Annotated in this window: 25 protein-coding genes and 2 pseudogenes; 23 read left to right on the forward strand and 4 right to left on the reverse strand. The window is 58.5% G+C overall.

The genetic code is table 11. The annotated features are described in order from the left end of the window. Window positions 1–112: 112 nt before the first annotated feature. Both BN1189_RS11510 and glnA read left to right on the forward strand, forming a co-directional pair. Window positions 113–1,390: a methionine gamma-lyase family protein gene (locus BN1189_RS11510; protein WP_040228226.1), complete on the forward strand. Its 1,278-nt coding sequence runs from the start codon at window positions 113–115 to the stop codon at window positions 1,388–1,390. Between the two features lie 19 nt (window positions 1,391–1,409). Continuing rightward, on the forward strand, window positions 1,410–2,744 hold the full coding sequence (gene glnA / locus BN1189_RS11515; protein ID WP_040228228.1) for a type I glutamate--ammonia ligase: 1,335 nt from the start codon (window positions 1,410–1,412) through the stop codon (window positions 2,742–2,744). Window positions 2,745–2,876: 132 nt separating this feature from the next. Here glnA and lexA read toward each other — a convergent pair whose 3' ends face one another. Beyond that, window positions 2,877–3,497, reverse strand: coding sequence for a transcriptional repressor LexA (gene lexA / locus BN1189_RS11520; protein ID WP_040228230.1), 621 nt, complete (start codon window positions 3,495–3,497; stop codon window positions 2,877–2,879). Window positions 3,498–3,664: 167 nt separating this feature from the next. Here lexA and BN1189_RS11525 point away from each other — a divergent pair, with 167 nt between their 5' ends. The 6 genes from BN1189_RS11525 to BN1189_RS11550 all read left to right on the forward strand — a co-directional run bounded on the left by BN1189_RS11525 (window position 3,665) and on the right by BN1189_RS11550 (window position 8,100). Next, window positions 3,665–3,973, forward strand: coding sequence for a hypothetical protein (locus BN1189_RS11525; RefSeq protein ID WP_040228232.1), 309 nt, complete (start codon window positions 3,665–3,667; stop codon window positions 3,971–3,973). Further along, entirely contained in the window at window positions 3,970–4,638 is a 669-nt protein-coding gene (locus tag BN1189_RS11530; protein ID WP_040228233.1) for a YneB family resolvase-like protein, read from the forward strand. The genes BN1189_RS11525 and BN1189_RS11530 overlap by 4 nt, the downstream gene beginning before the upstream one ends. Window positions 4,639–4,858: 220 nt before the next feature. Next, window positions 4,859–5,092 carry a DUF896 domain-containing protein gene (locus BN1189_RS11535; RefSeq protein WP_040228320.1) on the forward strand — a complete coding sequence of 78 codons (234 nt, stop codon included), beginning with the start codon at window positions 4,859–4,861 and terminating at the stop codon, window positions 5,090–5,092. A gap of 88 nt (window positions 5,093–5,180) precedes the next feature. After that, window positions 5,181–7,184 carry a transketolase gene (tkt, locus tag BN1189_RS11540; protein ID WP_040228235.1) on the forward strand — a complete coding sequence of 668 codons (2,004 nt, stop codon included), beginning with the start codon at window positions 5,181–5,183 and terminating at the stop codon, window positions 7,182–7,184. A gap of 149 nt (window positions 7,185–7,333) precedes the next feature. After that, on the forward strand, window positions 7,334–7,813 hold the full coding sequence (gene sirA / locus BN1189_RS11545) for a sporulation inhibitor of replication protein SirA (RefSeq protein ID WP_040228236.1): 480 nt from the start codon (window positions 7,334–7,336) through the stop codon (window positions 7,811–7,813). A 65-nt stretch (window positions 7,814–7,878) separates the two neighbouring features. Beyond that, complete coding sequence (locus BN1189_RS11550) at window positions 7,879–8,100, forward strand: YneF family protein (protein ID WP_040228237.1); 222 nt, start codon at window positions 7,879–7,881, stop codon at window positions 8,098–8,100. A gap of 679 nt (window positions 8,101–8,779) precedes the next feature. On the opposite strand, the gene BN1189_RS11555 is transcribed toward BN1189_RS11550, so the two are convergent. Continuing rightward, the gene (locus tag BN1189_RS11555) at window positions 8,780–9,739 is read right to left on the reverse strand and encodes an alpha/beta hydrolase (protein ID WP_052455827.1); all 960 of its coding nucleotides are present in this window, start codon (window positions 9,737–9,739) and stop codon (window positions 8,780–8,782) included. A 26-nt stretch (window positions 9,740–9,765) separates the two neighbouring features. Continuing rightward, on the reverse strand, window positions 9,766–10,674 hold the full coding sequence (locus BN1189_RS11560) for a hydroxymethylglutaryl-CoA lyase (protein WP_040228238.1): 909 nt from the start codon (window positions 10,672–10,674) through the stop codon (window positions 9,766–9,768). A gap of 84 nt (window positions 10,675–10,758) precedes the next feature. Here BN1189_RS11560 and BN1189_RS11565 point away from each other — a divergent pair, with 84 nt between their 5' ends. Beyond that, the gene (locus tag BN1189_RS11565; RefSeq protein WP_040228240.1) at window positions 10,759–11,943 is read left to right on the forward strand and encodes an acetyl-CoA C-acetyltransferase; all 1,185 of its coding nucleotides are present in this window, start codon (window positions 10,759–10,761) and stop codon (window positions 11,941–11,943) included. 27 nt (window positions 11,944–11,970) lie between these two features. After that, window positions 11,971–12,222: a YqkE family protein gene (locus BN1189_RS11570; protein ID WP_040228242.1), complete on the forward strand. Its 252-nt coding sequence runs from the start codon at window positions 11,971–11,973 to the stop codon at window positions 12,220–12,222. Window positions 12,223–12,264: 42 nt separating this feature from the next. Here BN1189_RS11570 and BN1189_RS11575 read toward each other — a convergent pair whose 3' ends face one another. Further along, entirely contained in the window at window positions 12,265–13,167 is a 903-nt protein-coding gene (locus BN1189_RS11575) for an aldo/keto reductase (RefSeq protein WP_040228244.1), read from the reverse strand. 67 nt (window positions 13,168–13,234) lie between these two features. On the opposite strand from BN1189_RS11575, the gene BN1189_RS11580 reads away from it, so the two are divergent. From BN1189_RS11580 to BN1189_RS11645, 13 genes and pseudogenes are all read left to right on the forward strand, one after another. Further along, a complete protein-coding gene (locus tag BN1189_RS11580; RefSeq protein WP_040228247.1) occupies window positions 13,235–13,783 on the forward strand; it encodes an NUDIX domain-containing protein in 549 nt (182 codons plus the stop codon). 54 nt (window positions 13,784–13,837) lie between these two features. Next, window positions 13,838–14,350: a hypothetical protein gene (locus tag BN1189_RS11585; protein ID WP_143242302.1), complete on the forward strand. Its 513-nt coding sequence runs from the start codon at window positions 13,838–13,840 to the stop codon at window positions 14,348–14,350. Window positions 14,351–14,452: 102 nt separating this feature from the next. Then, window positions 14,453–14,917 carry a ferric iron uptake transcriptional regulator gene (gene fur, locus BN1189_RS11590; protein WP_040228251.1) on the forward strand — a complete coding sequence of 155 codons (465 nt, stop codon included), beginning with the start codon at window positions 14,453–14,455 and terminating at the stop codon, window positions 14,915–14,917. Between the two features lie 597 nt (window positions 14,918–15,514). Then, on the forward strand, window positions 15,515–15,979 hold the full coding sequence (fur, locus tag BN1189_RS11600) for a ferric iron uptake transcriptional regulator (protein WP_040228251.1): 465 nt from the start codon (window positions 15,515–15,517) through the stop codon (window positions 15,977–15,979). 120 nt (window positions 15,980–16,099) lie between these two features. Next, window positions 16,100–17,002, forward strand: a complete 903-nt coding sequence (gene xerD / locus BN1189_RS11605) for a site-specific tyrosine recombinase XerD (RefSeq protein ID WP_040228322.1) — start codon at window positions 16,100–16,102, stop codon at window positions 17,000–17,002. A gap of 84 nt (window positions 17,003–17,086) precedes the next feature. Then, window positions 17,087–18,271, forward strand: a complete 1,185-nt coding sequence (gene deoB / locus BN1189_RS11610) for a phosphopentomutase (protein WP_040228254.1) — start codon at window positions 17,087–17,089, stop codon at window positions 18,269–18,271. 56 nt (window positions 18,272–18,327) lie between these two features. Beyond that, window positions 18,328–18,885 (forward strand): annotated as a pseudogene (locus BN1189_RS11615) (thymidine phosphorylase); the annotation flags it as partial. 4 nt (window positions 18,886–18,889) lie between these two features. Beyond that, window positions 18,890–19,408, forward strand: a pseudogene (locus tag BN1189_RS11620) (phosphopentomutase); the annotation flags it as partial. Window positions 19,409–19,464: 56 nt separating this feature from the next. After that, window positions 19,465–20,766: a pyrimidine-nucleoside phosphorylase gene (locus BN1189_RS11625; protein WP_040228327.1), complete on the forward strand. Its 1,302-nt coding sequence runs from the start codon at window positions 19,465–19,467 to the stop codon at window positions 20,764–20,766. A gap of 328 nt (window positions 20,767–21,094) precedes the next feature. Beyond that, window positions 21,095–21,451, forward strand: coding sequence for an STAS domain-containing protein (locus BN1189_RS11630; RefSeq protein ID WP_040228255.1), 357 nt, complete (start codon window positions 21,095–21,097; stop codon window positions 21,449–21,451). Continuing rightward, on the forward strand, window positions 21,441–21,890 hold the full coding sequence (gene spoIIAB, locus BN1189_RS11635; RefSeq protein ID WP_040228257.1) for an anti-sigma F factor: 450 nt from the start codon (window positions 21,441–21,443) through the stop codon (window positions 21,888–21,890). Before BN1189_RS11630 ends, spoIIAB begins: the two co-directional genes overlap by 11 nt. A gap of 3 nt (window positions 21,891–21,893) precedes the next feature. Further along, window positions 21,894–22,688 (forward strand): SigF/SigG family RNA polymerase sporulation sigma factor, encoded by a 795-nt coding sequence (locus tag BN1189_RS11640; RefSeq protein ID WP_040228329.1) that lies wholly within the window; start codon window positions 21,894–21,896, stop codon window positions 22,686–22,688. Beyond that, window positions 22,685–24,139, forward strand: a complete 1,455-nt coding sequence (locus BN1189_RS11645) for a spore germination protein (protein WP_040228259.1) — start codon at window positions 22,685–22,687, stop codon at window positions 24,137–24,139. Before BN1189_RS11640 ends, BN1189_RS11645 begins: the two co-directional genes overlap by 4 nt. Window positions 24,140–24,193 lie beyond the last annotated feature (54 nt).

Here is a 24,193-nt window from a genome sequence, read left to right on the forward strand (position 1 = left end):
CCGCCCTTTCAAAGTGTACCAGAGCCGGGCCGATTGGCAACCGGGGTGCGGGGCGGAAGGCATGGTATACTGGTAGGCGTGAATATACGCAACAGAGGAGACGTTAACATCCATGAATCCAAAACTTCGCGCACCATTGACGACCGACACCAAAATCGCCCGCTGGAAAGAAGAAGCGGAGCAGAAGATCGCCCCGTACCTGAAGCGGGCCGACCAAACCGCGCTTGCCAACCAGGCGAAAGTCCTCGTCGCTTTCCGGGAAAACCGGGTGTCCGACCACCATATGAACCCGTCCACGGGCTACGGCTATGATGACGAAGGCCGTGACGTGCTTGAGCGGGTGTATGCTTCCGCATTCGGAGCGGAAGCGGCACTCGTCCGGAACCAGATCATCTCCGGCACCCATGCCATCTCGATCGCCCTGTTCGGCATTCTCCGGCCGGGCGATGAGCTGCTTTATATCACGGGGGAGCCGTATGACACGCTCGCGTCCATCGTGTCCGGACCTGAGGGGAAGGACACCGGTTCCCTCCGCGATTTCGGCATCACCTACCGTCATATCGACTTGAAGGAAGACGGGACGGTCGATTTCGCGGCCGTCAGGGAGGCGGTGTCGGACCGGACGAAAATGATCGCGATCCAGCGGTCGAAGGGCTATTCGCTGCGGCCGAGCTTCACGGTTGCCCAAATCGGGGAAATGGTCGGGGAGATCCGGTCGATCAAGCCGGATGCAGTGATTTTCACTGACAACTGCTACGGCGAATTCGTCGAGGAGGCGGAGCCGACGGAGGCCGGCGTCGACCTCATGGCCGGATCGCTCATCAAAAATCCGGGCGGGGGCCTGGCGAAAACGGGCGGCTACCTCGCCGGCCGGGCGGACCTGATCGAGAAATGTGCTTACCGGATGACCTCTCCGGGTATAGGAGGGGAGGCGGGCGCGTCGCTTGGCACCCTGCCGGATATGTATCAGGGCTTTTTCCTGGCGCCGCATGTGACGGCGCAGGCGGTGAAGGGGGCCATCTTTACATCGGCGATGCTCGAGGCGGCCGGCATGGAAACGGCGCCTCATTACTCGGCGGACCGGACCGACCTGATCCAGTCCGTCTCGTTCGGGAACGCAGAGCAGATGATCCGCTTCTGCGGTGAAATCCAGGCCAACTCGCCGGTCAATGCCCATTTCGCCCCTGTCCCTTCCTACATGCCCGGCTACGAGGACGACGTCATCATGGCAGCGGGAACTTTCGTCCAGGGATCCAGCATCGAACTGACGGCGGACGGCCCGATCCGTCCCCCTTACACGGCCTACATCCAGGGCGGGCTTACATTCGAGCACGTTCAGATCGCAATCATGAACGCCCTCGGCTCCCTGCTGGAAGACCGGCTGCTTTAAAATTCGAAAGGATGGTAACGTGAAAACAATCACAAAAGAAGACATCAAAAGTGATATACGAGAACAGAATGTGAATTTCATCAGGCTCCAGTTCACCGATATTCTCGGCACGGTGAAGAACGTCGAGATTCCGGTCTCGCAGATCGACAAGGCGCTCGACAACAAAATGATGTTCGACGGGTCGTCAATCGAAGGCTTTGTCCGGATTGAAGAATCCGACATGTATCTCGTGCCGGATTTGAGCACATGGACCGTATTCCAATGGGACACGGGGACCGGCAAGGTGGCACGGCTCATCTGTGATGTCCACCGTGCGGACGGGAATCCGTTTGAAGGCGACCCGAGGAGCAACCTGAAGCGGGTGCTGAGGGAAATGGAAGCGCTCGGCTATACCCATTTCAACATCGGCCCGGAGCCGGAATTCTTCCTGTTCAAGCTCGGCATGGACGGAGAGCCGAGCCTGGAGCTGAATGACTACGGCGGATATTTCGACCTTGCCCCGACCGATCTCGGGGAGAACTGCCGCCGGGACATCGTTCTGGAGCTGGAAGCGCTCGGATTCGAGATCGAGGCCTCCCATCACGAAAATGCGCCAGGGCAGCATGAGATCGACTTTAAATACGCTGATGCCATCCGCGCCTGCGACAACATCCAGACGTTCAAGCTCGTCGTCAAGACGATCGCCAGGAAGCACGGCCTGCATGCGACGTTCATGCCGAAGCCGCTCTTCGGGGTGGCCGGATCCGGCATGCACTGCAACATGTCCCTGTTCAAAGGAGACCGGAACGTCTTTGAAGACACGGAAGGGGAGGAGGGGCTGAGCGAAGAGGCCTACCAGTTCATGGCCGGCCTTCTGCAGCACGCCCACGGATTCACCGCGATCACGAACCCGACGGTGAACTCCTACAAACGACTCGTACCGGGATATGAGGCCCCGGTCTATGTCGCCTGGTCAGGCACGAACCGCAGCCCGCTGATCCGGATTCCGACTTCGCGGGGGCTCAGCACGAGAATCGAAGTCCGCTCCGTCGATCCGTCGGCCAATCCTTATCTGGCAATGGCCGTTCTGCTCGGGACGGGGCTGGAAGGAATCCGCCGAAGCATGGAACCGCCCGAATCGGTGGACGAGAACATTTACGAGATGGGCCTCAGGGAGCGCCGCAGCATGGGCATCGAAGACCTGCCCGAAAGCCTGAAGGAAGCCCTCAACCAGCTGGAAAAAGACGAGATCGTCAAGCAGTCGCTCGGAAACCACATCTATAAGAACTTCATGGACACGAAAGAAGCGGAATGGAACATGTTCCGGACGACCGTGCATCCATGGGAACGCGAACAGTACATGAAGATGTACTGACTTCGAACATCAAAAAAAGGACCGGCCGGAAGCGAAAGTGCTTCCCGGCGGTCCTTTTTTTCGTTTGTCTCACATATGTATAGGAGGTGCCGGGGCCATCCATGGCGGCTGGATGCCCCGGAACTTCCGGTATTACTGGATGTGGCGGTAGACGCCGACGACCTTGCCGAGAATGGATACATGGTCCAGGATGATCGGGTCCATCGACGAGTTCTCCGGCTGCAGCCGGAAGTGACCGTCTTCCTTGAAGAAGCGCTTGACCGTCGCCTCATCCTCCTCGGTCATCGCGACGACGATCTCGCCGTTGTTCGCCGTGCTCTGCTGGCGGACCACAACGTAGTCCCCGTTCAGGATGCCGGCTTCGATCATGGAGTTCCCCATGATCTCCAGCATGAACAGCTGGTCTTCCGCTCCGCCGTACGTTTCAGGGAGCGGGAAGTATTCTTCGATGTTTTCGATCGCCGTGATGGGAATCCCGGCGGTTACTTTGCCGACGACCGGGACCTGGACGACGTGCGGCTTCTGCGCACCGCCCGCCTCCAGTTCCAGGATTTCAATGGCGCGGGGCTTCGTCGGGTCCCGTCTGATGAGCCCTTTGTTCTCCAGGCGTGCCAGGTGTCCATGCACCGTGGAACTGGAGGCGAGGCCGACCGCTTCGCCGATTTCCCGGACGGACGGCGGATAGCCCTTTGTCCTGACTTCTTCCTTGATGAAGGTCAGGATCGCCTCCTGCCTCTTGGACATCTTCTTCAATTCATTCACCTCTTCTTTGACTCATTCTATTTGAATCCAGTATATCAGCCGTCTCAATGAAATGCAAACATAGGTTCGAGAAAACAGGTTGACAAAAACACCTGTTCGCATTATTATGGGGTTATCATACGAACGTGCATTCTAAAACTCGGATCAGGAGGGTCAACATGGACTTTTACCGCAAACATTCATTCTCATTCTTATTCCTCGTCATGGCCGCCGTTCTGGCGCTTGTCATTCCGGACCAGGGCGATGCGGACCGCATCTCCACCCGTAAAGTGACAGTCGTCCAGGGGGACACGCTGCTGTCGCTCCATGCACAGACCGATACCACTTTGCCGGCGGACCGCTGGATGGAAGAAGTGCTCAAGCTGAACAGCAAGGCGGATACCACGCTTCGCGCCGGAGAGACGATCGTCGTCCCGGCACTGCCGGCATACTCGGACGGAATCCTGCTGGCTGGTGAGGAGAAGTGAAGGCGCGTGCGGGCCAGTGCGCGCTCTACTGCCGTGTGAGCACGGAGAAATCAACGCAGGACATGTCGCTTGACCGTCAGGAAGAAGAACTGCGTGCATTCGCCGACGAACTCGGGTTTGCCGTCGGCGGGGTTTTCACGGACCGGCACAGCGGCTACGACATGGAGAGGGACGGTCTGCTCGACCTGATCGATCATGTCCGGGAGGGAGACACGGAGGCCGTGCTCATCCAGGATGAGACGAGGCTCGGCAGGGGGAATGCCCGTGTCGCCGTCCTGCACCTCCTCTCGAAGGCAGGGGCCGATACATATGCACTGTCTGACAAGGGCCCGGTTGCCCTGAACGAGATGGACACGATGCTTCTGGATATCCTCGCCATCGTGGAGGAATATCAGCGGAAGATGCACAACGCGAAAATCCGCCGGGGCATGAGGCGGGCGGTCGAAAAAGGGTACAGGCCGGAAAAAAACCTGAAGAACAAAGGAAACCCGGAAGGCCGGGAACGGATCGACGTCCCGATCGCGGAAATCATCAGCCTCCGGGACAAAGGACTGACATTCGAGGAGATCGCCTCCACGCTGAGGGGGCTCGGCCACGAAGTGAGCAAGGCGACAGTCCACCGCAGGTACAGGGAACATATGCAAAACGGGGAACCGAGCGAATGAGTTGCGCCGGCTCCCCGTTTTTCTTTAGGCTATATAAGTTGAAATGGAGTTTCGGCAGGGGTCAGGGCGGCGGATCCATGCCCGCAGCACCGGTCCGCCAATGGGACTTGCACCGTTCCGGTTTGCCGCGCTCTCTGCGGGTATAGAATAAAATAGGGCTCCGGCGCTGTCCGGCTCCTGCGAAAACCCAAGCATGTTAAATCGAAGGGAGAATCTGATGATGCTTTCACCTGAAAAGCTCGCAAGGATCAACGAACTTGCAAACAAGAAGAAAACGATCGGCCTGTCGATTGAAGAGGCCAAGGAACAGACGGCCCTCCGCAAAGAATATCTGGACGTCTTCCGCTCTTCGATGAAGGAGACAATCGAGAATGTCACCGTCATCGACCCGGAAGGCACGGATGTCACGCCTGAAAAGGTGAAGGAAGCCAGGAAAGGGAAATTCCCCAACTGACTGAGACGCCGTCGGCCGGTTGTAAAGAATCCTTTCCTCGACTAAACTAAAGGGGCAGTATTATTCGCTCGTGAAAGGATGTCAAACTATGCCGACAAATGCAGATGCTCTTGCAATCACCACGATCCGTACGTTGTCTATCGATGCGATCGAAAAAGCCAATTCCGGCCACCCCGGCCTGCCGATGGGCGCCGCCCCGATGGCCTATACACTTTGGACGAAACACCTTCACCACAATCCGTCCAATCCGAAATGGTTCAACCGGGACCGGTTTGTCCTTTCGGCCGGCCATGGTTCCATGCTGCTCTACAGCCTTCTCCACCTGGGGGGCTACGGCCTGCCGATGGAAGAGATCAAAAACTTCCGCCAGTGGGGCTCAAAGACTCCGGGACACCCGGAGTATGGCCATACGGCTGGCGTGGAAGCGACGACGGGTCCGCTCGGTCAGGGAATCGGGATGGCGGTCGGCATGGCGATGGCGGAAAAGCATCTTGCCGCCGTCTACAACAAGCCGGGACATGACATCGTCGATCACCATACATTCGTCCTCTGCGGAGACGGCGACTTGATGGAAGGCGTCGCTTCAGAAGCCATCTCCCTCGCCGGCCACCTGCAGCTCGACAAGCTGATCGTCCTGTATGACAGCAATGACATTACGCTCGACGGCGAGCTCGGCATGAGTTTCTCCGAAAATGTACAGAAACGCTTTGAATCATACGGGTGGAACTATCTCCGTGTCGATGACGGCAACGAGACAGAATCGGTTTCCCGTGCGATCGAAGAGGCGAAAGGGAATACTGGCGGACCGACGCTCATCGAAGTGAAGACGATCATCGGCTACGGCTCTCCGAACAAGTCGGGCAAAGCGGACGTCCACGGCGCGCCGCTCGGCGAAGATGAGATGAAGCTCGTCAAAGAGTACTACAACTGGACCTTCGAAGAAGACTTCCATGTGCCCGATGAAGTGTATGACACATTCCGCGAAGCGGCGAAACGCCAGGGCGAAGATCCGGAAAAGGCATGGAACGAGCGGTTTGATTCCTACCGTGAGGCCTATCCGGAAGAGGCGGCGCAGCTTGAGGCGGCCATCGAAGGCCGGCTCCCCGAAGGATTCGAAAGCGGGCTTCCGGTCTATGAGGCGGGCAAATCCGTCGCCACGCGCTCGGCGTCCGGCGACATGATTAATGCCCTCGCCAAGACCGTTCCTTCGCTGTTCGGCGGCAGCGCCGACCTTGCCGGCTCGAACAAGACGGCGATCAAAGGGGCGTCCGACTTCCTTCCGGATGACTATGCCGGCCGCAACATCTGGTTCGGCGTCCGGGAATTCGCGATGGGCACGGCACTCAACGGGATGGCGCTTCACGGCGGCCTGCATGTCTTCGGCGGAACGTTCTTCGTGTTCAGCGACTATGTTCGCCCGGCGATCCGGCTTTCCGCGCTCATGGGCCTCCCGGTGACCTATGTCTTCACCCATGACAGCATCGCGGTCGGCGAAGACGGACCGACCCACGAACCCGTGGAACATCTTGCCTCGCTTCGGGCGATGCCGAATCTGTCGGTCGTCCGTCCTGCCGACGGCAACGAAACCGCGGCCGCATGGAAACTGGCCGTCACTTCGGAAAACACGCCGACGGTGCTCGTGCTGTCGCGCCAAAATCTCCCGGTGCTCGAGAAGTCTGCAGAGCTTGCCGACGATGGTGTGGCGCGCGGCGCCTACGTCGTCTCCCCGGCGGAAGGCGGAGAACCTGAAGGACTTCTGCTTGCGACTGGATCCGAAGTGGGCCTGGCCGTCGAAGCACAGAAGCTTCTTGCAGAAGACGGCATCCGGGTGAGCGTCGTGTCGATGCCATCCTGGGACCGCTTCGAAAAGCAGGACGCGGCCTACCGGGAACAAGTCCTTCCGGCGTCTGTCAAGAAGCGGCTTGCAATCGAAATGGGCGCTTCATTCGGCTGGCACAAGTATGCGGGCAGTGAAGGGGACGTACTGGCGATCGACACGTTCGGCGCGAGCGCCCCGGGCAACACCGTCATGGCCGAATACGGCTTCACTCCTGAAAATGTGGCAGCCCGTTTCAAGAAACTTCTCGGCTGATTCAACATAATACAGGAAGGCCCGGCGGGAGAGCGATTTTCCGGCCGGGTCTTTTTTGGATTCGACAAAACTAGTGGGGAACTTCTCCGCAACCTGACATGTTTTTCTGCATACCCCCTGTATGATGGTGAAAAAGAGGGGGCACGGTCATGCGGTCTTATACAATCTACGAAGTAAAAGGCAATCACCGGCCGTTTGTCATCGGCCGGGAGTCACTGCTCGAGGAATTGCTGGGAGCGAAAGCGGACGGAACGCCCGTCCACCGGGAAGACAGTCGGGAAATCCGGTTTCTTTGCAGACCGGTCTGCAGGGAAACGGTTTCCGAAGCGCTCATCAGCCGGCTGGACGGACGGTTTCCGGAAGTCGGACGGGAAGGGGCGGAGCTGCTGTTTCATCATCCCGTAAAAGGGACGATCCGGATCGGCTTCGGAACCTACAGCCTGAAGGTCGACTGCGACGGAACCCGAATGCTGGACCTGGATCTCTTCGCCGGGCTTGCGGGAATCAGCGGCCATTTCTTCGCCGTCCGTGAGGGAAGCAGGGAATGTGGATGGCTGAAACCCGTCCGCTACTGGGAAATCGGATTCGGCCCGGTCCGGGAATTATGCGGAAACAGTAGTCTCCCATAATTTTTTGTTGTATACTTTCCTTGGTGCATGACACGTGAAATCGACTGCACGAAGGAGGAACGACCATGGCGACTGCTTGGTGGATTGTCCTGATCATCGTCGCTTTGCTCGCCGGGGTGGCTCTCGGCTTTTTCATCGCTCGTAAATATATGATGAATTACCTGAAAGAGAACCCGCCGATCAATGAACAGATGATCCGGATGCTGATGATGCAGATGGGAATGAAACCGTCCCAGAAGAAGATCAATCAGATGATGTCCCAAATGAACCGGATGAACGACAAATGATCAAACGCGCTTCCCCGCATGGGAAAGCGCGTTTTGTCATTTGGAAGCAGTTTTCGGAGTCTTGGTGAGGGGATGGGCGGATTGTTGTTGAGGTTTTGGCGCATTCCTATGGGGCTTGTGGCGCCTGGGGTGTGAAAGGGGACGTCTAATTGCAATTCTAGCGGGCTAATTGCAATTTCCCTGTTCTAATTGCAAATCTGAGATTCTGATTGCAATTCTAGCGGTCTAATTGCAATTTCTCTGTTCTAATTGCAAATTGAAGATTCTCATTGCAAATTTACCGGTAAGATGGAGGGGCGGACTCAGATCATATTGGTATTTCAGCCTCCATATTGTAAATCTCCGCTCCATATTTCAATATTGTAAATCTATGCTCCATATTTCAAATCAGACGTCCATATTGTAAATCTCTGCTCCATGTTTCAAATCTGGCGTCCATATTGTAAATCCGCTCTCCATATTTCAAATCAGACGCCCATATTGTAAATCCGCTCCATACTTCAAATCAGACGCCCATATTGTAAATCTCTGCTCCATATTTCAAATCACACGCCCATATTGTAATCCCGCTCTCCATCATTCAAATCCACCCTCTCCAAACAAAAAAGCGTTCCCCGAGTACCGCCCACAAGCCGGTTCTCTGGAACGCACTGTCTGATTTCTCCGCCATAAAAGCGGTTCAGGAGGCGGGTACATTTTTGCCGGGAAGCAGTTCGTTCTCTTCCAGGAATTCCCTCACCGTTTTCTCGTACTCTGCCGGGTTTTCATTGTATGACTGGGCATGCCCGCCTTTTTCGAACAGGCGGATGGATTTCGGTTCGGGCGTCAAGGTGTAAAGTTCCCGGGTCATGTCAGGCAGGATGAAGTCATCTTCGAGGCTGTGGATAAACAGGACCGGCTTCCGGATGTCCGGGGCCGACAGCCTCGGCGAGACGAGGCTGAGCGTGTAGCCGTCGCGGACCCGCAGAAAGATGTTCGCGAGCCGGATGGCGAGCCGGGAGCGGAGCGGCGTGTCCCGCCTGAGGATGTACAGCACCTGTTCGGTGAAGTCGGAGAACGGGCAGTCCGCGATAAAGAAGTCCGCTTGCTCATCCGGCAACCCGGCGTAGAGGAGGGTGGTGGCCGCGCCCATTGACTCGCCGTGGACGCCGATGACCGCTTCCTCACCGGTGTATTTTCTCAGCTCGCCGACAACTGCCGAGAGATCGGTCTTCTCGTAGTGACCGAAACTGGTCGTCTTGCCTTCGGAATCGCCGTGGCGCCGGTGATCGTAGATGACCGAATTGAAGCCGAGCCGCTCGAACATGCGGGCATACTTCACTGAGTTGATCTTGTTCTCCGTCACCCCGTGGCTGATGACCACATAGTGATCCGTTTGGAGCGGTTCCAGCAATATGGCCTTGAGCCGGTAGCCGTTCGGCGAGTCCACCCAGCGTTCATGTTTCGCGACGGATTCGAACCAGCCTTCATCAAATCGCTTTGCGGTGATTTCGCGCTGACGGATGAAGTCATCTTCTTTTTTCTTCATGTACATGAGCCGGTTGGTCGCAATGAAGCCGGCGGCCGATCCGACGGCGGCGGACACCCCGGCCAGGATTCCGGTCGCCCAGACGAAACGATGCTTCTTTTTTGGACTCATGAGGTGTCCCTCCTTTGGCGTGGCCCTTAGTCCTGTTGTGAGTGATTTTGGTGCAAAGTATACATGCCGGACGTGATCGGCCGCGAGACGAATGCGGTCACTTCATCCACCGCCCGGCAGATTCTCTCGACCGAAATTCCTGTGCCGATCCCCATCCGCTCCAGCATGTAGACGACGTCTTCGGTTGCGACATTGCCGGTGGCGCCCGGTGCAAACGGACAGCCGCCGAGGCCTCCTGCGGACGTGTCGAACCGGTCGATGCCCGCCTGGAGCGATGCGAGGATATTGGCGAGGGCCATTTTGCGGGTGTCGTGGAAATGGGCCGTGAGCAGCACGTCCGGCAATTCCTCTTTCAGGCGGCTGAACAGCCGGTAGCTCTCCGCGGGATCTGCCATTCCGATCGTATCCGCCACGCTCAGCTCATCGACCCCGAGATCGGCAAACTGGCGGCACAGGGCCAACGTCTGGTCCGGGTCGACCGGTCCTTCGAACGGGCAGTGGAACGCAGTGGAGATGCAGGCCCGGACGAACAGGCCGTCTTCTTTCAGCTGCCGGATTTGCGGAGCGAGCCCTTCCATGCTTTCAGCGGTCGTCCGATTGATGTTCCGCTTGTTGAACGAATCGGTCACGCCGACGAAGACGGCGATGCTGTCGGCCCCGGAAGTTTTCGCGTTCTCGATTCCGCGTGCGTTCGGTGCAAGGACGAATTGCCGGCCCTCCCGCTTTACATTTTCCATGACGGACGCCGCATCCCCCATCTGCGGCACCCATTTAGGCGAGACGAATGAAGTCACTTCCATCTCCCGGACGCCGGCATCCTGAAGGGCGGCAATGAACCGCAGCTTCGCGTCCGTCGGCACTTCATTCTTTTCATTCTGAAGGCCGTCGCGCGGCCCGACCTCGATTATCGTTGCTGTTTTTGGTAAACTGAACATGGTGAATCCCCCTCCTTGATTTCATTGTAAAGAATGGGAGCGGGGCATGGCAAACTTGCAGGACACAGAAAGGGGTTTTGGGGAATGTCTAATGAAGTGGTGATTGTAAGCGCTGTCCGCACGGCAATCGGTTCTTTTCTCGGTGCGCTGAAAAATGTGCCGGCACCCGAGCTCGGCGGCATCGTCATCAAGGAAGCGCTGAAACGCGCGGGCGTCGAAGGGAAATCGGTCGATGAGGTCATCATGGGCAATGTGCTCCAGGCGGGCCTCGGGCAGAACCCGGCACGCCAGGCGGCGATGAAGGGCGGCCTGCCGGAAACCGTTCCGTCGATGACGATCAATAAAGTATGCGGCTCCGGCCTGAAAGCCGTCCACCTCGCTGCGCAGGCGATTAAAGCGGGTGACGCCGAAATCGTTGTCGCCGGCGGCATGGAGAACATGAGCCAGGCGCCTTATCTTGTCCAGGGGGCGCGGGAAGGGTTCAAGATGGGCGACCAGAAAATGGTCGACAGCATGATTTCGGACGGGCTCTGGTGCGCGTTCAACGACTATCACATGGGCATCACAGCCGAAAATCTGTGCGACCGCTACGGCATCAGCCGCGAGGAGCAGGATGAGTTCTCCGCACGGTCGCAGTCCCGCGCGGCGGCGGCCATCGAGGCGGGCAAGTTCACGGACGAGATCGTCCCTGTTGAAATCCCGCAGCGAAAAGGCGACCCGGTCGTCTTTGATACGGACGAGTACGTGAAAGCCGGAACGACGGCCGACAAGCTGGCCAAGCTCCGGCCGGCATTCAAGAAAGAGGGCAGCGTCACGGCGGGCAACGCCTCCGGCATCAACGACGGGGCGGCGGCATTCGTCGTCATGTCGAAGGACAAGGCCGAGGAACTCGGAATCCGCCCGCTGGCCGTCATCAATGCGAATGCTAATGCGGGGGTCGACCCGGCGGTCATGGGCATCGGACCGGTCCAGGCCGTCCGGAACGTCCTGGACAAAGCGGGGATGGAACTGGCGGACATGGACCTGGTCGAAGCGAATGAGGCGTTTGCGGCACAGTCGATCGCCGTCGACCGCGAACTCGGATTCGACCATGACAAGCTCAACGTCAACGGCGGGGCGATCGCACTCGGCCACCCGATCGGCGCAAGCGGGGCGAGGATCCTCGTTACGCTCCTACACGAGATGGAGCGCCGGGACGCCAAAACCGGCCTTGCGACCCTCTGCATCGGAGGCGGCCAGGGCGTGGCGACGATCGTCAGCAGGCCGTAAAACCGGAAAAAGAGAAGGTGAACGAAAATGGCAAAGCAGAAACGTGCGCGCCAGCCTGCCAAAAAGGCGGAAACCGATTCCCGCCCGACACTGGCGGACGGGCTCGGAGATGATACGCTGCAGAAACTGATGCAGGCCAAGAAAGATCTGGTCAGCACCGAACAAGCCGAAGAAGCGCGCAAAAAAGAGCAGGCGGCGAAAGCCCGCCGCGACCGCGAGAAGAACATGTCGTTCGCGGAACTGCTCGACAAATACGGGGACGGGGGAACCAAGTATTGACAGATCTTTCCCGTCCGAAGGAAAAAGCACCGGAACTGAAGCTCAGTCCCGGTGCTTTTCATATCGGCTGCTTTTCGTGAGGGCGGCGTAAGCCCGGATCGTCTCTTCATCCGGCATATCCCGGTAGGCGCGGATCGTTTCTTCGAGCTGGCGGTCGCTGCTGGCACCCGCCACTGCGGAAGAGACTTCCCCGTGGCCGAGGATGAAACCGAGGGCCGCGGCATGGAGGCTTCCCGGCAGCCGGGTGAACGCATCGGTGATTTCTTTCAGCTCAGCCTGCGAGTAAAATTCGAATCCGTCAGACTGCGCTGCCCGTTCGGCCGATTCTTCCGTCAGCAGTCCTTTGGCGAGCGGTCCTCTTGCCACGACAGAAGCCCCGTTCTCGCGGATCGCCCGGAACCATTCCTCGGGACGGCGGTCAAGCAGGCTGTACTGCATCATGACCGAGACGGCGCCGCTTTGGCCGAGGAACGGGTTGAATACGTTCGGCCGGATCGACGAGATGCCGTACTCGCGGATCAGGCCTTCGTTTTTTAGTTCATCGAACACATCAATCACGGCATCGAGGTCGTCATCGGACGTGCCGCCGTGCAGCTGATACAGATCGATGTAGTCGGTGCCAAGCCGGCGGAGGCTGCCGTGGACTGATTTTCGGATATGTTCTGGCGAAGGGTCCCATGTCCAGCCGTCTTCGCCGTCCTGCCAGCGGTTTCCGACTTTCGTCGCAAGCACGACGTCTTTCCGTTTCTTGCCGAGTGCCTTTCCGGTCAGTTCTTCATTCCGGCCCTTCCCGTAAAGATCGGCCGTATCAAAATAGGTGATCCCGGCATCGAGCGCCGCATCGATGATCCGGGAAGCGGCCGCCATGTCGTCAGGAAGCGACATGCAGCCGAGCCCGATTTCCGACACTTCGGGACCGGCGTTTCCGAGTTTCCGTTTCTTCAACACTATCCCCTCCCAAAACAATAGTATAATGATTCACTGGGACAACCAACAGAAAGGGATGGACTGCATGGAGAAATTCGAGGAAAAGACCGTCAGCACGGAAACGATCTACAAAGGGAAGATCATCACGGTCGAACTGGACGACGTGATCCTCCCGGACGGGAAACCGGCGAAGCGCGAACTGGTCCGCCATCCGGGTGCCGTCGCCGTCATCCCGATCACGGAAGACGGAAAGCTCGTCCTCGTGGAACAGTACCGCAAGGCGCTCGGCAGGGCGATGGTCGAAGTGCCGGCGGGGAAACTTGAACCCGGAGAAGCCCCGGAAATCACCGCGCGCCGCGAACTGGAAGAGGAGACCGGCTATGCATGCGGGGAACTCGTCCATGTCACGACTTTCGCCACCTCGCCCGGATTCGCCGATGAAACCATCCATGTGTTCGCGGCGAGGGAGCTCCGGAAAGTCGACAACCCCGCGGCGGGCGATGAAGATGAGTTCGTGGAAATCCATGAAGTTCCGCTCGGCGAAGCCGAAGAGATGCTGAGGGACGGCCGGATCTTTGATGCGAAGACCGCCTTTTCCATCCTTTGGGCAAAAGGGGAGTCGGCCGGCTGCTGACATGAGACCGGCAGCAAAGGCATAGCATGTACAAAACCACAGGAGGTGCATGCCGTGCCACGTACGCTCCCATTTTTGTATTTGCTTACGCTTCTCATCATCGGCTATACGGGCGGAACGGTGCTGTACAGGCTGTCCGGCCCCGGCATGGCGGAGGCGGCCGCCGTTTTTGCGGATGGCCGGACAAGCCTCGGGGGGACAGGCCTTCCATGGCGCGCCGCCGCCGCGTTCGCCGCACTGCATGTGCTGGCCCTCTTTTTCGCCTCCCATTCAGCGCTCCGGCATGCCGTGATGTTCCTGGCCGGAATCCGGTCGGTCTATTTCGGCCTGGCTTCGGCCGTCCTCATCAGCCAGGAAGGGGCGCTGAAGCTGTATGCGCTCTGGTGGTTCCCAGGGCAGCTGCTCCTGACCGTGCTTTATATCCTGTTCTGCATGAACCTCGCTCCTCCGTTCATGCTGAAGCGGCATTTCGGCAGAGACCGGAAAGCCGCCGCCGTCCGGATCGCCGTCATTTCCGCTTTTATCGCGGCAGGGGAAATGGGTCTCTTCTATTTCCTTGCCAATTGAAAATGATTATCATATAATAATCATTATAGGGAATTGCGCCGGACATCTTGTAACCGGCTGGCCGGATTTGGTATAATGGGAGCAGTCTGAGGAGGGCGTCTCATGGAGAGCAGGATTGATCGAATCAAAAAGCAGCTGCACAATGCGAACTATAAGTTGACGCCCCAGCGTGAGGCGACCGTCAGGGTCCTCCTCGAGCACGAAGAGGCCCATCTGAGTGCGGAGGACGTCTATCTTCTCGTGAAGGAGAAAGCGCCGGAAATCGGTTTGGCGACTGTCTACCGGACACTCGAGCTCTTGACGGAGCTCAAGGTCGTCGACAAGATCAATTTCGGGGACGGGGTATCGCGGTTCGACCTCAGGCAGGAAGGCGCGGCCCATTTCCATCACCACCTCGTCTGCATTGAATGCGGGGCGGTCGATGAGATCCAGGAAGATCTGCTCGGGGACGTGGAGCAGATCGTTGAAGACCGGTGGAACTTCAAGATCAAGGACCACCGGCTGACGTTCCACGGCATCTGCTGGCGTTGCAGCGATGAAGGCCAGGAAGAGGCGGAACGTACATAACGAATGTGGACAGGGATGGCGAAAGCTGTCTCTTTTTTCATCTTCGGGAAAACATCCGGACGGAAAAAGATTGCCGCAGGGACGGCGCCGTCCTTCCGTCCGGCAAAGGAGGCGGCCAGATTGAGAGAAGCGGATGACGCATTGATGGATTATCTCNTCGCCGCACTGCATGTGCTGGCCCTCTTTTTCGCCTCCCATTCAGCGCTCCGGCATGCCGTGATGTTCCTGGCCGGAATCCGGTCGGTCTATTTCGGCCTGGCTTCGGCCGTCCTCATCAGCCAGGAAGGGGCGCTGAAGCTGTATGCGCTCTGGTGGTTCCCAGGGCAGCTGCTCCTGACCGTGCTTTATATCCTGTTCTGCATGAACCTCGCTCCTCCGTTCATGCTGAAGCGGCATTTCGGCAGAGACCGGAAAGCCGCCGCCGTCCGGATCGCCGTCATTTCCGCTTTTATCGCGGCAGGGGAAATGGGTCTCTTCTATTTCCTTGCCAATTGAAAATGATTATCATATAATAATCATTATAGGGAATTGCGCCGGACATCTTGTAACCGGCTGGCCGGATTTGGTATAATGGGAGCAGTCTGAGGAGGGCGTCTCATGGAGAGCAGGATTGATCGAATCAAAAAGCAGCTGCACAATGCGAACTATAAGTTGACGCCCCAGCGTGAGGCGACCGTCAGGGTCCTCCTCGAGCACGAAGAGGCCCATCTGAGTGCGGAGGACGTCTATCTTCTCGTGAAGGAGAAAGCGCCGGAAATCGGTTTGGCGACTGTCTACCGGACACTCGAGCTCTTGACGGAGCTCAAGGTCGTCGACAAGATCAATTTCGGGGACGGGGTATCGCGGTTCGACCTCAGGCAGGAAGGCGCGGCCCATTTCCATCACCACCTCGTCTGCATTGAATGCGGGGCGGTCGATGAGATCCAGGAAGATCTGCTCGGGGACGTGGAGCAGATCGTTGAAGACCGGTGGAACTTCAAGATCAAGGACCACCGGCTGACGTTCCACGGCATCTGCTGGCGTTGCAGCGATGAAGGCCAGGAAGAGGCGGAACGTACATAACGAATGTGGACAGGGATGGCGAAAGCTGTCTCTTTTTTCATCTTCGGGAAAACATCCGGACGGAAAAAGATTGCCGCAGGGACGGCGCCGTCCTTCCGTCCGGCAAAGGAGGCGGCCAGATTGAGAGAAGCGGATGACGCATTGATGGATTATCTCCATTTTCTGAAAGTGGAACGGCAGCTTGCGGACAACACGATCGAATCATACAAGCGCGACCTGAAAGGATATCTCGGATATCTGGCGGAAGGCACGGAACTCCGGTCGCTCGATGAAGTGACGCGGCCTGACATCACCGACTATCTGAAAGTGCTGGAGTCGGAGGGGAAATCATCGAGGACAATCTCCCGGCATATTTCCTCCATCCGCTCGTTCCATCAGTTTCTCGTCAGGGAACAGATCACGACGGGGGATCCGACGGTTCAGCTGGATCTGCCGAAGCTCGAGATGAAACTGCCGCGCGTGCTGTCCGTCGCGGAAATCGATGCGCTGATCTCGGCGCCCGACCGCTCCAAGCCGACGGGTGTCCGGGACAGGGCGATGCTGGAGATTCTTTACGGAACGGGAATGCGCGTGAGCGAGTGCATCGGCATGAATACCGGGGATGTGCAGCTGACGATGGGGTTTGCCCGCGTGTTCGGCAAAGGGGGCAAGGAGCGGATCGTGCCGCTCGGCCGTTCTGCGCTCGATTCGGTGTCGGTTTATATCCGGGATGCCCGTCCGTCCCTCCTGAAAGGGGACCGGGCGCAGGATGCCCTGTTCGTGAATGCGAGGGGCGGCCGGCTTTCCCGCCAGGGGGTCTGGAAGCTGTTGAATGAACACGCGCGGACAGCCGCGATTTCAAAGGAACTCACCCCCCATATCCTCCGACACTCGTTCGCGACGCATCTCGTTGAGAACGGGGCGGACCTCCGGGCGATCCAGGAAATGCTCGGCCATGCCGACATTTCCACGACCCAGATCTACACCCACGTGAGCAAGAAACGCCTGAAGGATGTGTACAGCAAATACCATCCGCGCGCGTGATAGTAAAATCATGACAACAGACCTCATAGTTGTGGTACGATGGTTCAGTAAAAGGGTATAGACGAGCAAGGAGGTTTTCTGAAAATGACAGCGCAACCATTCAATCGAATTCATCTGATCGTGCTTGACTCGGTCGGGATCGGAGAGGCTCCGGACGCCGCGGACTTTGGTGATCTGGGTGCCGATACGCTCGGTCACATCGCCGAATCGACGGGCGGCCTCAAGATGCCGAACATGGCCGGGCTCGGCCTCGCCAACATCCGGCCGCTGGATGGCCTGGAGACGGCTTCGGAACCCGCCGGCTTCTACGGCAAGATGCAGGAGGCCTCCGTCGGCAAAGACACGATGACCGGCCACTGGGAAATGATGGGCCTGAATATCGACAAGCCGTTCAAGGTCTATCCGGAAGGCTTTCCGGAAGAACTCATCCGGGAGCTTGAAGAGAAGACGGGCCGGAAAGTGATCGGCAACAAGCCGGCGAGCGGGACGGTCATCATCGACGAGCTGGGACGGCTCCACATGGACACCGGCGACCTGATCGTCTACACGTCGGCGGATCCGGTCCTCCAGATCGCCGCGCATGAAGAAATCATTCCGCTTGATGAGCTGTACCGGATCTGCGAGATTGCGAGAGAAATCACGCTGCGTGAGGAGTTCCTCGTCGGACGCGTGATCGCCCGTCCGTTCGTCGGCAAGCCGGGCGACTTCACCCGCACGGTGAACCGCCACGACTACGCGCTGAAGCCGTTTGGACGCACGGTCATGAATGAGCTGAAAGACGCGGGCACCGACGTGATCGCCGTCGGGAAAATATCCGACATCTTCAACGGGGAAGGAATTACGGAAGCGGTGCGGACAACCGGCAACATGGACGGCGTGGACAAGCTGCTCGATGTCATGAACAAGGACTTCCGCGGGCTTTCGTTTACGAACCTCGTCGACTTTGACGCCCTCTACGGCCACCGGCGCGACCCGGAAGGCTACGGGCGGGCCTTGGCCGAGTTCGATGCGCGCCTTCCCGAATTGATGGGTGCCATGAAAGAGGACGATCTTCTCTTCATCACGGCCGACCACGGGAACGACCCGACCGCGCCGGGGACGGACCACACGAGGGAATACGTTCCGCTCATCGCCTGGTCTCCAAGGTTTTCCGGCGGCACGGAACTCCCCCTCCAGAAGACATTCGCTTCGGTCGGGGCGACCATCGCGGATAATTTCGGCGTCAAGCTTCCTGAATTCGGGGAGAGCTTCCTCGGACGACTCTCTTAAACCCGCTTCCGGACGGCAGGTCTGTCAGTTAATCAAAGAAAGCAGGCTGATTGGAAATGAGAATGGTGGATATCATAGCGAAAAAACGGGACGGCTTGAGCCTGTCTGATGAAGAGATCCGGTTCTTCATCGAAGGCATCACCGACGGCTCGGTCCCGGATTACCAGGCAAGTGCGCTCCTCATGTCCATTTTCTTCAAGGACATGGATGAACGGGAGCGGGCGATGCTCACGATGGCGATGGTGGATTCGGGCGACCGGATCGACCTCGCGGGCATCGACGGCACCCTTGTGGACAAGCATTCGACGGGTGGAGTCGGCGATACGACGACCCTTATCCTCGGTCCGCTTGTCGCCGCATGCGGCGTGCCGGTCGCCAAGATGAGCGGACGCGGCCTCGGGCATACCGGCGGCACGCTCGACAAGCTCGAGTCGATCGAAGGCTTCCATATCGAATTGACCGAAGCGCAGTTCAAAGACCAGGTGAACCGGCTGAAGCTGGCCGTCATCGGACAGAGCGGCAACCTGACCCCGGCGGACAAGAAACTGTATGCCCTCCGCGATGTGACGGCAACGGTCGACAGCATCCCGCTCATCGCCAGCTCCATCATGAGCANTTGGACGCACGGTCATGAATGAGCTGAAAGACGCGGGCACCGACGTGATCGCCGTCGGGAAAATATCCGACATCTTCAACGGGGAAGGAATTACGGAAGCGGTGCGGACAACCGGCAACATGGACGGCGTGGACAAGCTGCTCGATGTCATGAACAAGGACTTCCGCGGGCTTTCGTTTACGAACCTCGTCGACTTTGACGCCCTCTACGGCCACCGGCGCGACCCGGAAGGCTACGGGCGGGCCTTGGCCGAGTTCGATGCGCGCCTTCCCGAATTGATGGGTGCCATGAAAGAGGACGATCTTCTCTTCATCACGGCCGACCACGGGAACGACCCGACCGCGCCGGGGACGGACCACACGAGGGAATACGTTCCGCTCATCGCCTGGTCTCCAAGGTTTTCCGGCGGCACGGAACTCCCCCTCCAGAAGACATTCGCTTCGGTCGGGGCGACCATCGCGGATAATTTCGGCGTCAAGCTTCCTGAATTCGGGGAGAGCTTCCTCGGACGACTCTCTTAAACCCGCTTCCGGACGGCAGGTCTGTCAGTTAATCAAAGAAAGCAGGCTGATTGGAAATGAGAATGGTGGATATCATAGCGAAAAAACGGGACGGCTTGAGCCTGTCTGATGAAGAGATCCGGTTCTTCATCGAAGGCATCACCGACGGCTCGGTCCCGGATTACCAGGCAAGTGCGCTCCTCATGTCCATTTTCTTCAAGGACATGGATGAACGGGAGCGGGCGATGCTCACGATGGCGATGGTGGATTCGGGCGACCGGATCGACCTCGCGGGCATCGACGGCACCCTTGTGGACAAGCATTCGACGGGTGGAGTCGGCGATACGACGACCCTTATCCTCGGTCCGCTTGTCGCCGCATGCGGCGTGCCGGTCGCCAAGATGAGCGGACGCGGCCTCGGGCATACCGGCGGCACGCTCGACAAGCTCGAGTCGATCGAAGGCTTCCATATCGAATTGACCGAAGCGCAGTTCAAAGACCAGGTGAACCGGCTGAAGCTGGCCGTCATCGGACAGAGCGGCAACCTGACCCCGGCGGACAAGAAACTGTATGCCCTCCGCGATGTGACGGCAACGGTCGACAGCATCCCGCTCATCGCCAGCTCCATCATGAGCAAGAAAATCGCTGCGGGCGCGGATGCGATCGTCCTCGATGTCAAGACCGGCGAAGGCGCCTTCATGAAAACGGATGAAGATGCCCGCCTCCTCGCCGAAGCGATGGTCGGCATCGGCAATTCCGTCGGGCGCCGGACACTCGCCGTCATCTCCGACATGAGCCAGCCGCTCGGATTTGCGGTCGGGAACGCGCTTGAAGTGAAAGAAGCGATCGACACCCTGAAAGGGGAAGGACCCGAAGACCTCACCCGTCTCTGCATCGAACTCGGCAGCCGGATGATCGTTGCCGGAGGCAAGGCGGAAACGCAGGAACAGGCCGCGGACATGGTGAAAGGCGTCCTGTCCGACGGTTCCGCCCTCGGGCTGTTCAAAGCGTTCATCGAGGCACAGGGCGGCGATCCGGACATCGTCGATCATCCCGGCAAACTGCCCTCTGCAAAAACGGTCCTCAATGTGGACGCACCGGAGGACGGCTTTGTCCAAGCGATCGGGGCGGACGACATCGGCCTGGCCGCCATGCATCTTGGCGCCGGCCGTGCGACCAAAGACGAAGAAATCGACCTCGGCGTCGGCATCGTGCTGAAAAAGAAAGTCGGGGACGAAGTCCGAAAAGGCGAGCCATTGGCGGAAGTCCATACGAACGGACGCGGCACGGAGACCGCCATCGCCATGATCCGTGAACACATCAAAATCGGGCCGCAGCGCATCGCACCGCCGCCCCTCATCCACGCAGACATCCAATAAGTGCTGTGCGGAAGCCAAACCTGGCTCCCGCACAGTTTTTTTGTGGGGCGGTTTCAGGCGAGTGTTATCGGAGCGGGGCCGAGTGTAATCGGAGGACAGCCGAGTGTCATCGCAGAGGGAGCGAGTGTCATCGGAGCGACGCCGAGTGCTATCACATGCACAAGGGACAAAAAAACCCGCACATTCCCATGTATAAATCCCCCTTCCTCTGGACAGTCTCGAGAGACGGGCCGTCCGTCTATATTTGCCGGTTCTGCACTAGTTTTGTCGGGGGGCAAGGAGTCCGCCGACGAGGCGTGGAATAGACGGCTGAAAGGGGGCAGATCGAATGGAACAGATCATTGAAATATTGGAAGGCGGCATGGTGTCGGTGCGGCCGGAAGGGGAACTGGATCACCATGCGGCGGATGAAATCCGGCGGACGGTCAGCCAGCTGCTCTACGGCGGATCGATCAGCGGCATCATCTGGGACCTCAGCAATCTGCAGTTTATGGACAGTGCGGGCATCGGGCTGATACTCGGAAGGATGAGGGACCTGAGGGCGGTCGACGGGGAGACGGTCATCCTGAACCCGTCCGCGACGATGAGGAAAATGTTTGAAATGTCGGGGCTCGGCCCCCATCTTCTTGATGGAACGACGCAAGAGGCAAAGGACAGGCTGGGAGGGATCCTGCATGGAAAATGAAATGACGCTGACATTTTCGGCAATCAGTGAAAACGAGGCGCTTGCCCGGATGACGCTGACATTCTTTATCGCGCCGCTCGACCCGACGCTGGAGGAAATCTCCGAATACAAGACCATCATCTCCGAAGCGGCGACGAATGCGATCATCCACGGCTATTCGGAAGATCCGGCGGGCCAGGTGGAGATCCGCGCCCGGCTGGACGGACGGGAAGTGACGGTATCGATCACCGACCGCGGTGGCGGCATCGCCGACGTGGAGGAGGCCATGCAGCCGATGTTCACGACGAAGCCGGAGACCGAGCGTTCGGGGATGGGCTTTACGATCATGGAAAGTTTCGCCGACAGCCTAGAGGTCAAATCCGAGCCGGGTGAAGGAACGACCGTGACGTTCCGAAAAACGTTCGCCCCCGTGCCGGAAGCCTGCCGGACGACGGGGTGAATGATGGAAGAGCATGGGACTCAGCGAAAGCCGCCACTTCTGACACAGGAAAAGATGCGGGAGCTGATCAGCGCCGCACAGGCGGGAGACACGGAATCAAGGCGTGAGATGGTCGAAGGCAACACACGGCTTGTCTGGTCGATCGTCCAGCGCTTCTCCTCAAGGGGAGTCGAACTGGATGATCTGTACCAGATCGGGTGCATCGGCCTCTTAAAGGCGGTCGATAAATTCGACCTCAGCTTTGACGTGAAGTTCTCCACTTACGCCGTCCCGATGATCATCGGGGAGATCCAGCGGTTCCTCCGGGACGACGGCATGGTCAAGGTCAGCCGCTCCATCCGCGAACTCAACTTCAAGATCCGGCATGCCACCGACGACTTCATGAAACAGCATGAACGGTCGCCCACCGTATCGGAAATCTCAGAGATCATCGGGGTCCCGGCGGGCGAGGTGATCGTGGCGATGGATGCCATGCGCGACCCCGCCTCCCTGCAGGAGCAGCTGTATGAAGGGGAGGGAGATTCGGTCACGCTGATGGATCAGGTCCGCGACGAGCGGTCCGAGCGGGGCTTTGATCATATCCCACTGAAAGACATCATTTCCAGACTTGATCCGAGGGACCGGACGATCATCATCATGCGTTTCTATATGGACTGCACGCAGAGTGACATTGCGGAACGTCTCGGCATTTCCCAGGTTCAGGTGTCGAGGCTGGAAAAGAAGATCCTGGCCAGAATGAAAGCCTGGATGCGTCCGGATCTTGCACGGGAACCAGTGAAGATGAAAGGGGAAGGATGACGATCAACCGTCTATACGACAGCAGAGACCAGGCAAAAGAACAACTTGGTGCTCTTTTCGGCGATGGCGAAACGTATGACTTCGTCATGGCGGATCTCCATCTGAGGGAAGAGCCCGCCACGATGGTGTATATGAACGGGCTCGTGAGCGGCCAGGTCGTGACCGAACTTCTGACATCCATGCAGGCCGCGGACGACTGGGATACGCTCCACGACCTGATGGACCGCTCGAATTTCATTACCTTCTTCCCTTACCATGCGGCCGGCCCGGCAAAGGACGTCGATGACTTGATCGACTCGGTCCTGAGCGGGCAGGCCGCTTTTATCATGGATGACGGATCGGTGTTCCTCGCGGATGTCCGTGAATATCCGGGCCGCCAGCCGGAGGAGCCGGACAATGAAAAGGTCATCCGGGGGTCGAGGGACGGATTCACGGAAAACATTCTCCAGAATACGGCACTCATCAGAAGACGCCTCCGGGACCCGGCGCTCCGCTTCCAGATCCACCGGGTGTCCGAGCGAAGCCGCCTGGATGTGGCGATCGGCTATATCGAAGGCGTGGCGAACAGCGACCACGTCGACATGATCAAGGACCGTCTGGCCCAGATCAAGCATGACGGAATGACGATGACGGACAAGCAGCTTGAGGAGATGCTGTTCAAGCAGAAGTTCCACCCTGTGCCGTTCGTCCGGTTCACCGAACGGCCGGACATCTGTGCCGCCCATCTGCTGGAAGGGCATATCGCCATCGTCGTGGACACATCGCCGTCGGTTCTTCTCGTTCCGATTTCGATCTTCCATCATCTCCAGCATGCGGAAGAGTACCGGCAGGCCCCGCTCATCGGAAGCATGGTGAGACTGCTGCGGTTCACCGGCTTCCTGATCAGCATTTTCCTCCTGCCGCTCTGGTACATGCTCGTCAAGCACAGCGATCATCTGCCCGCAGCGCTTGATTTTCTCGGACCGAAAGAGCACGGATCGGTGCCTCTCCTCTTCCAGATCATCACGGCGGATGCCGGCATCGAGATCATGAGGCTTGCGGCCATTCATACGCCGACGCCCCTGACGACGGCCATGGGGCTGATCGCGGCCGTCATCATCGGCCAGATTGCGATCGACGTCGGGCTGTTCACCGCAGAGGTCGTCCTTTACGTTGCGCTGACAGCAGTGGTCACATTTGCGATCCCGTCCTATGAACTCAGCATCGCGGCGAAGATATTCCGTGCGCTGCTGCTCATCACGACTGCCCTCATGGGACCGTCCGGCTTCTTTGTCGGGACCGCCGTCCTGTTCTGGTATCTCTGTTCGGTGAAGCCGATGGGGGTTCCGTACCTCTGGCCGCTCGTCCCGTTCTTCCCGAATGCGCTCCGCCGGGTGGTCATCCGCTACCCGATGACGGAAAATGCAATCCGGCCGTTCATCACCGGTTCCCCTGAACGAAAGCGGTCCTGAAGGCACATTGCACGTTCCCACCCTTCATGGTAAAGTTTGTAGTAGACCAAGCCG

The sequence above is a fragment of the Bhargavaea cecembensis genome, from assembly GCF_000826125.2.
Classification (GTDB): Bacteria; Bacillota; Bacilli; order Bacillales_A; family Planococcaceae; genus Bhargavaea; species Bhargavaea cecembensis_B.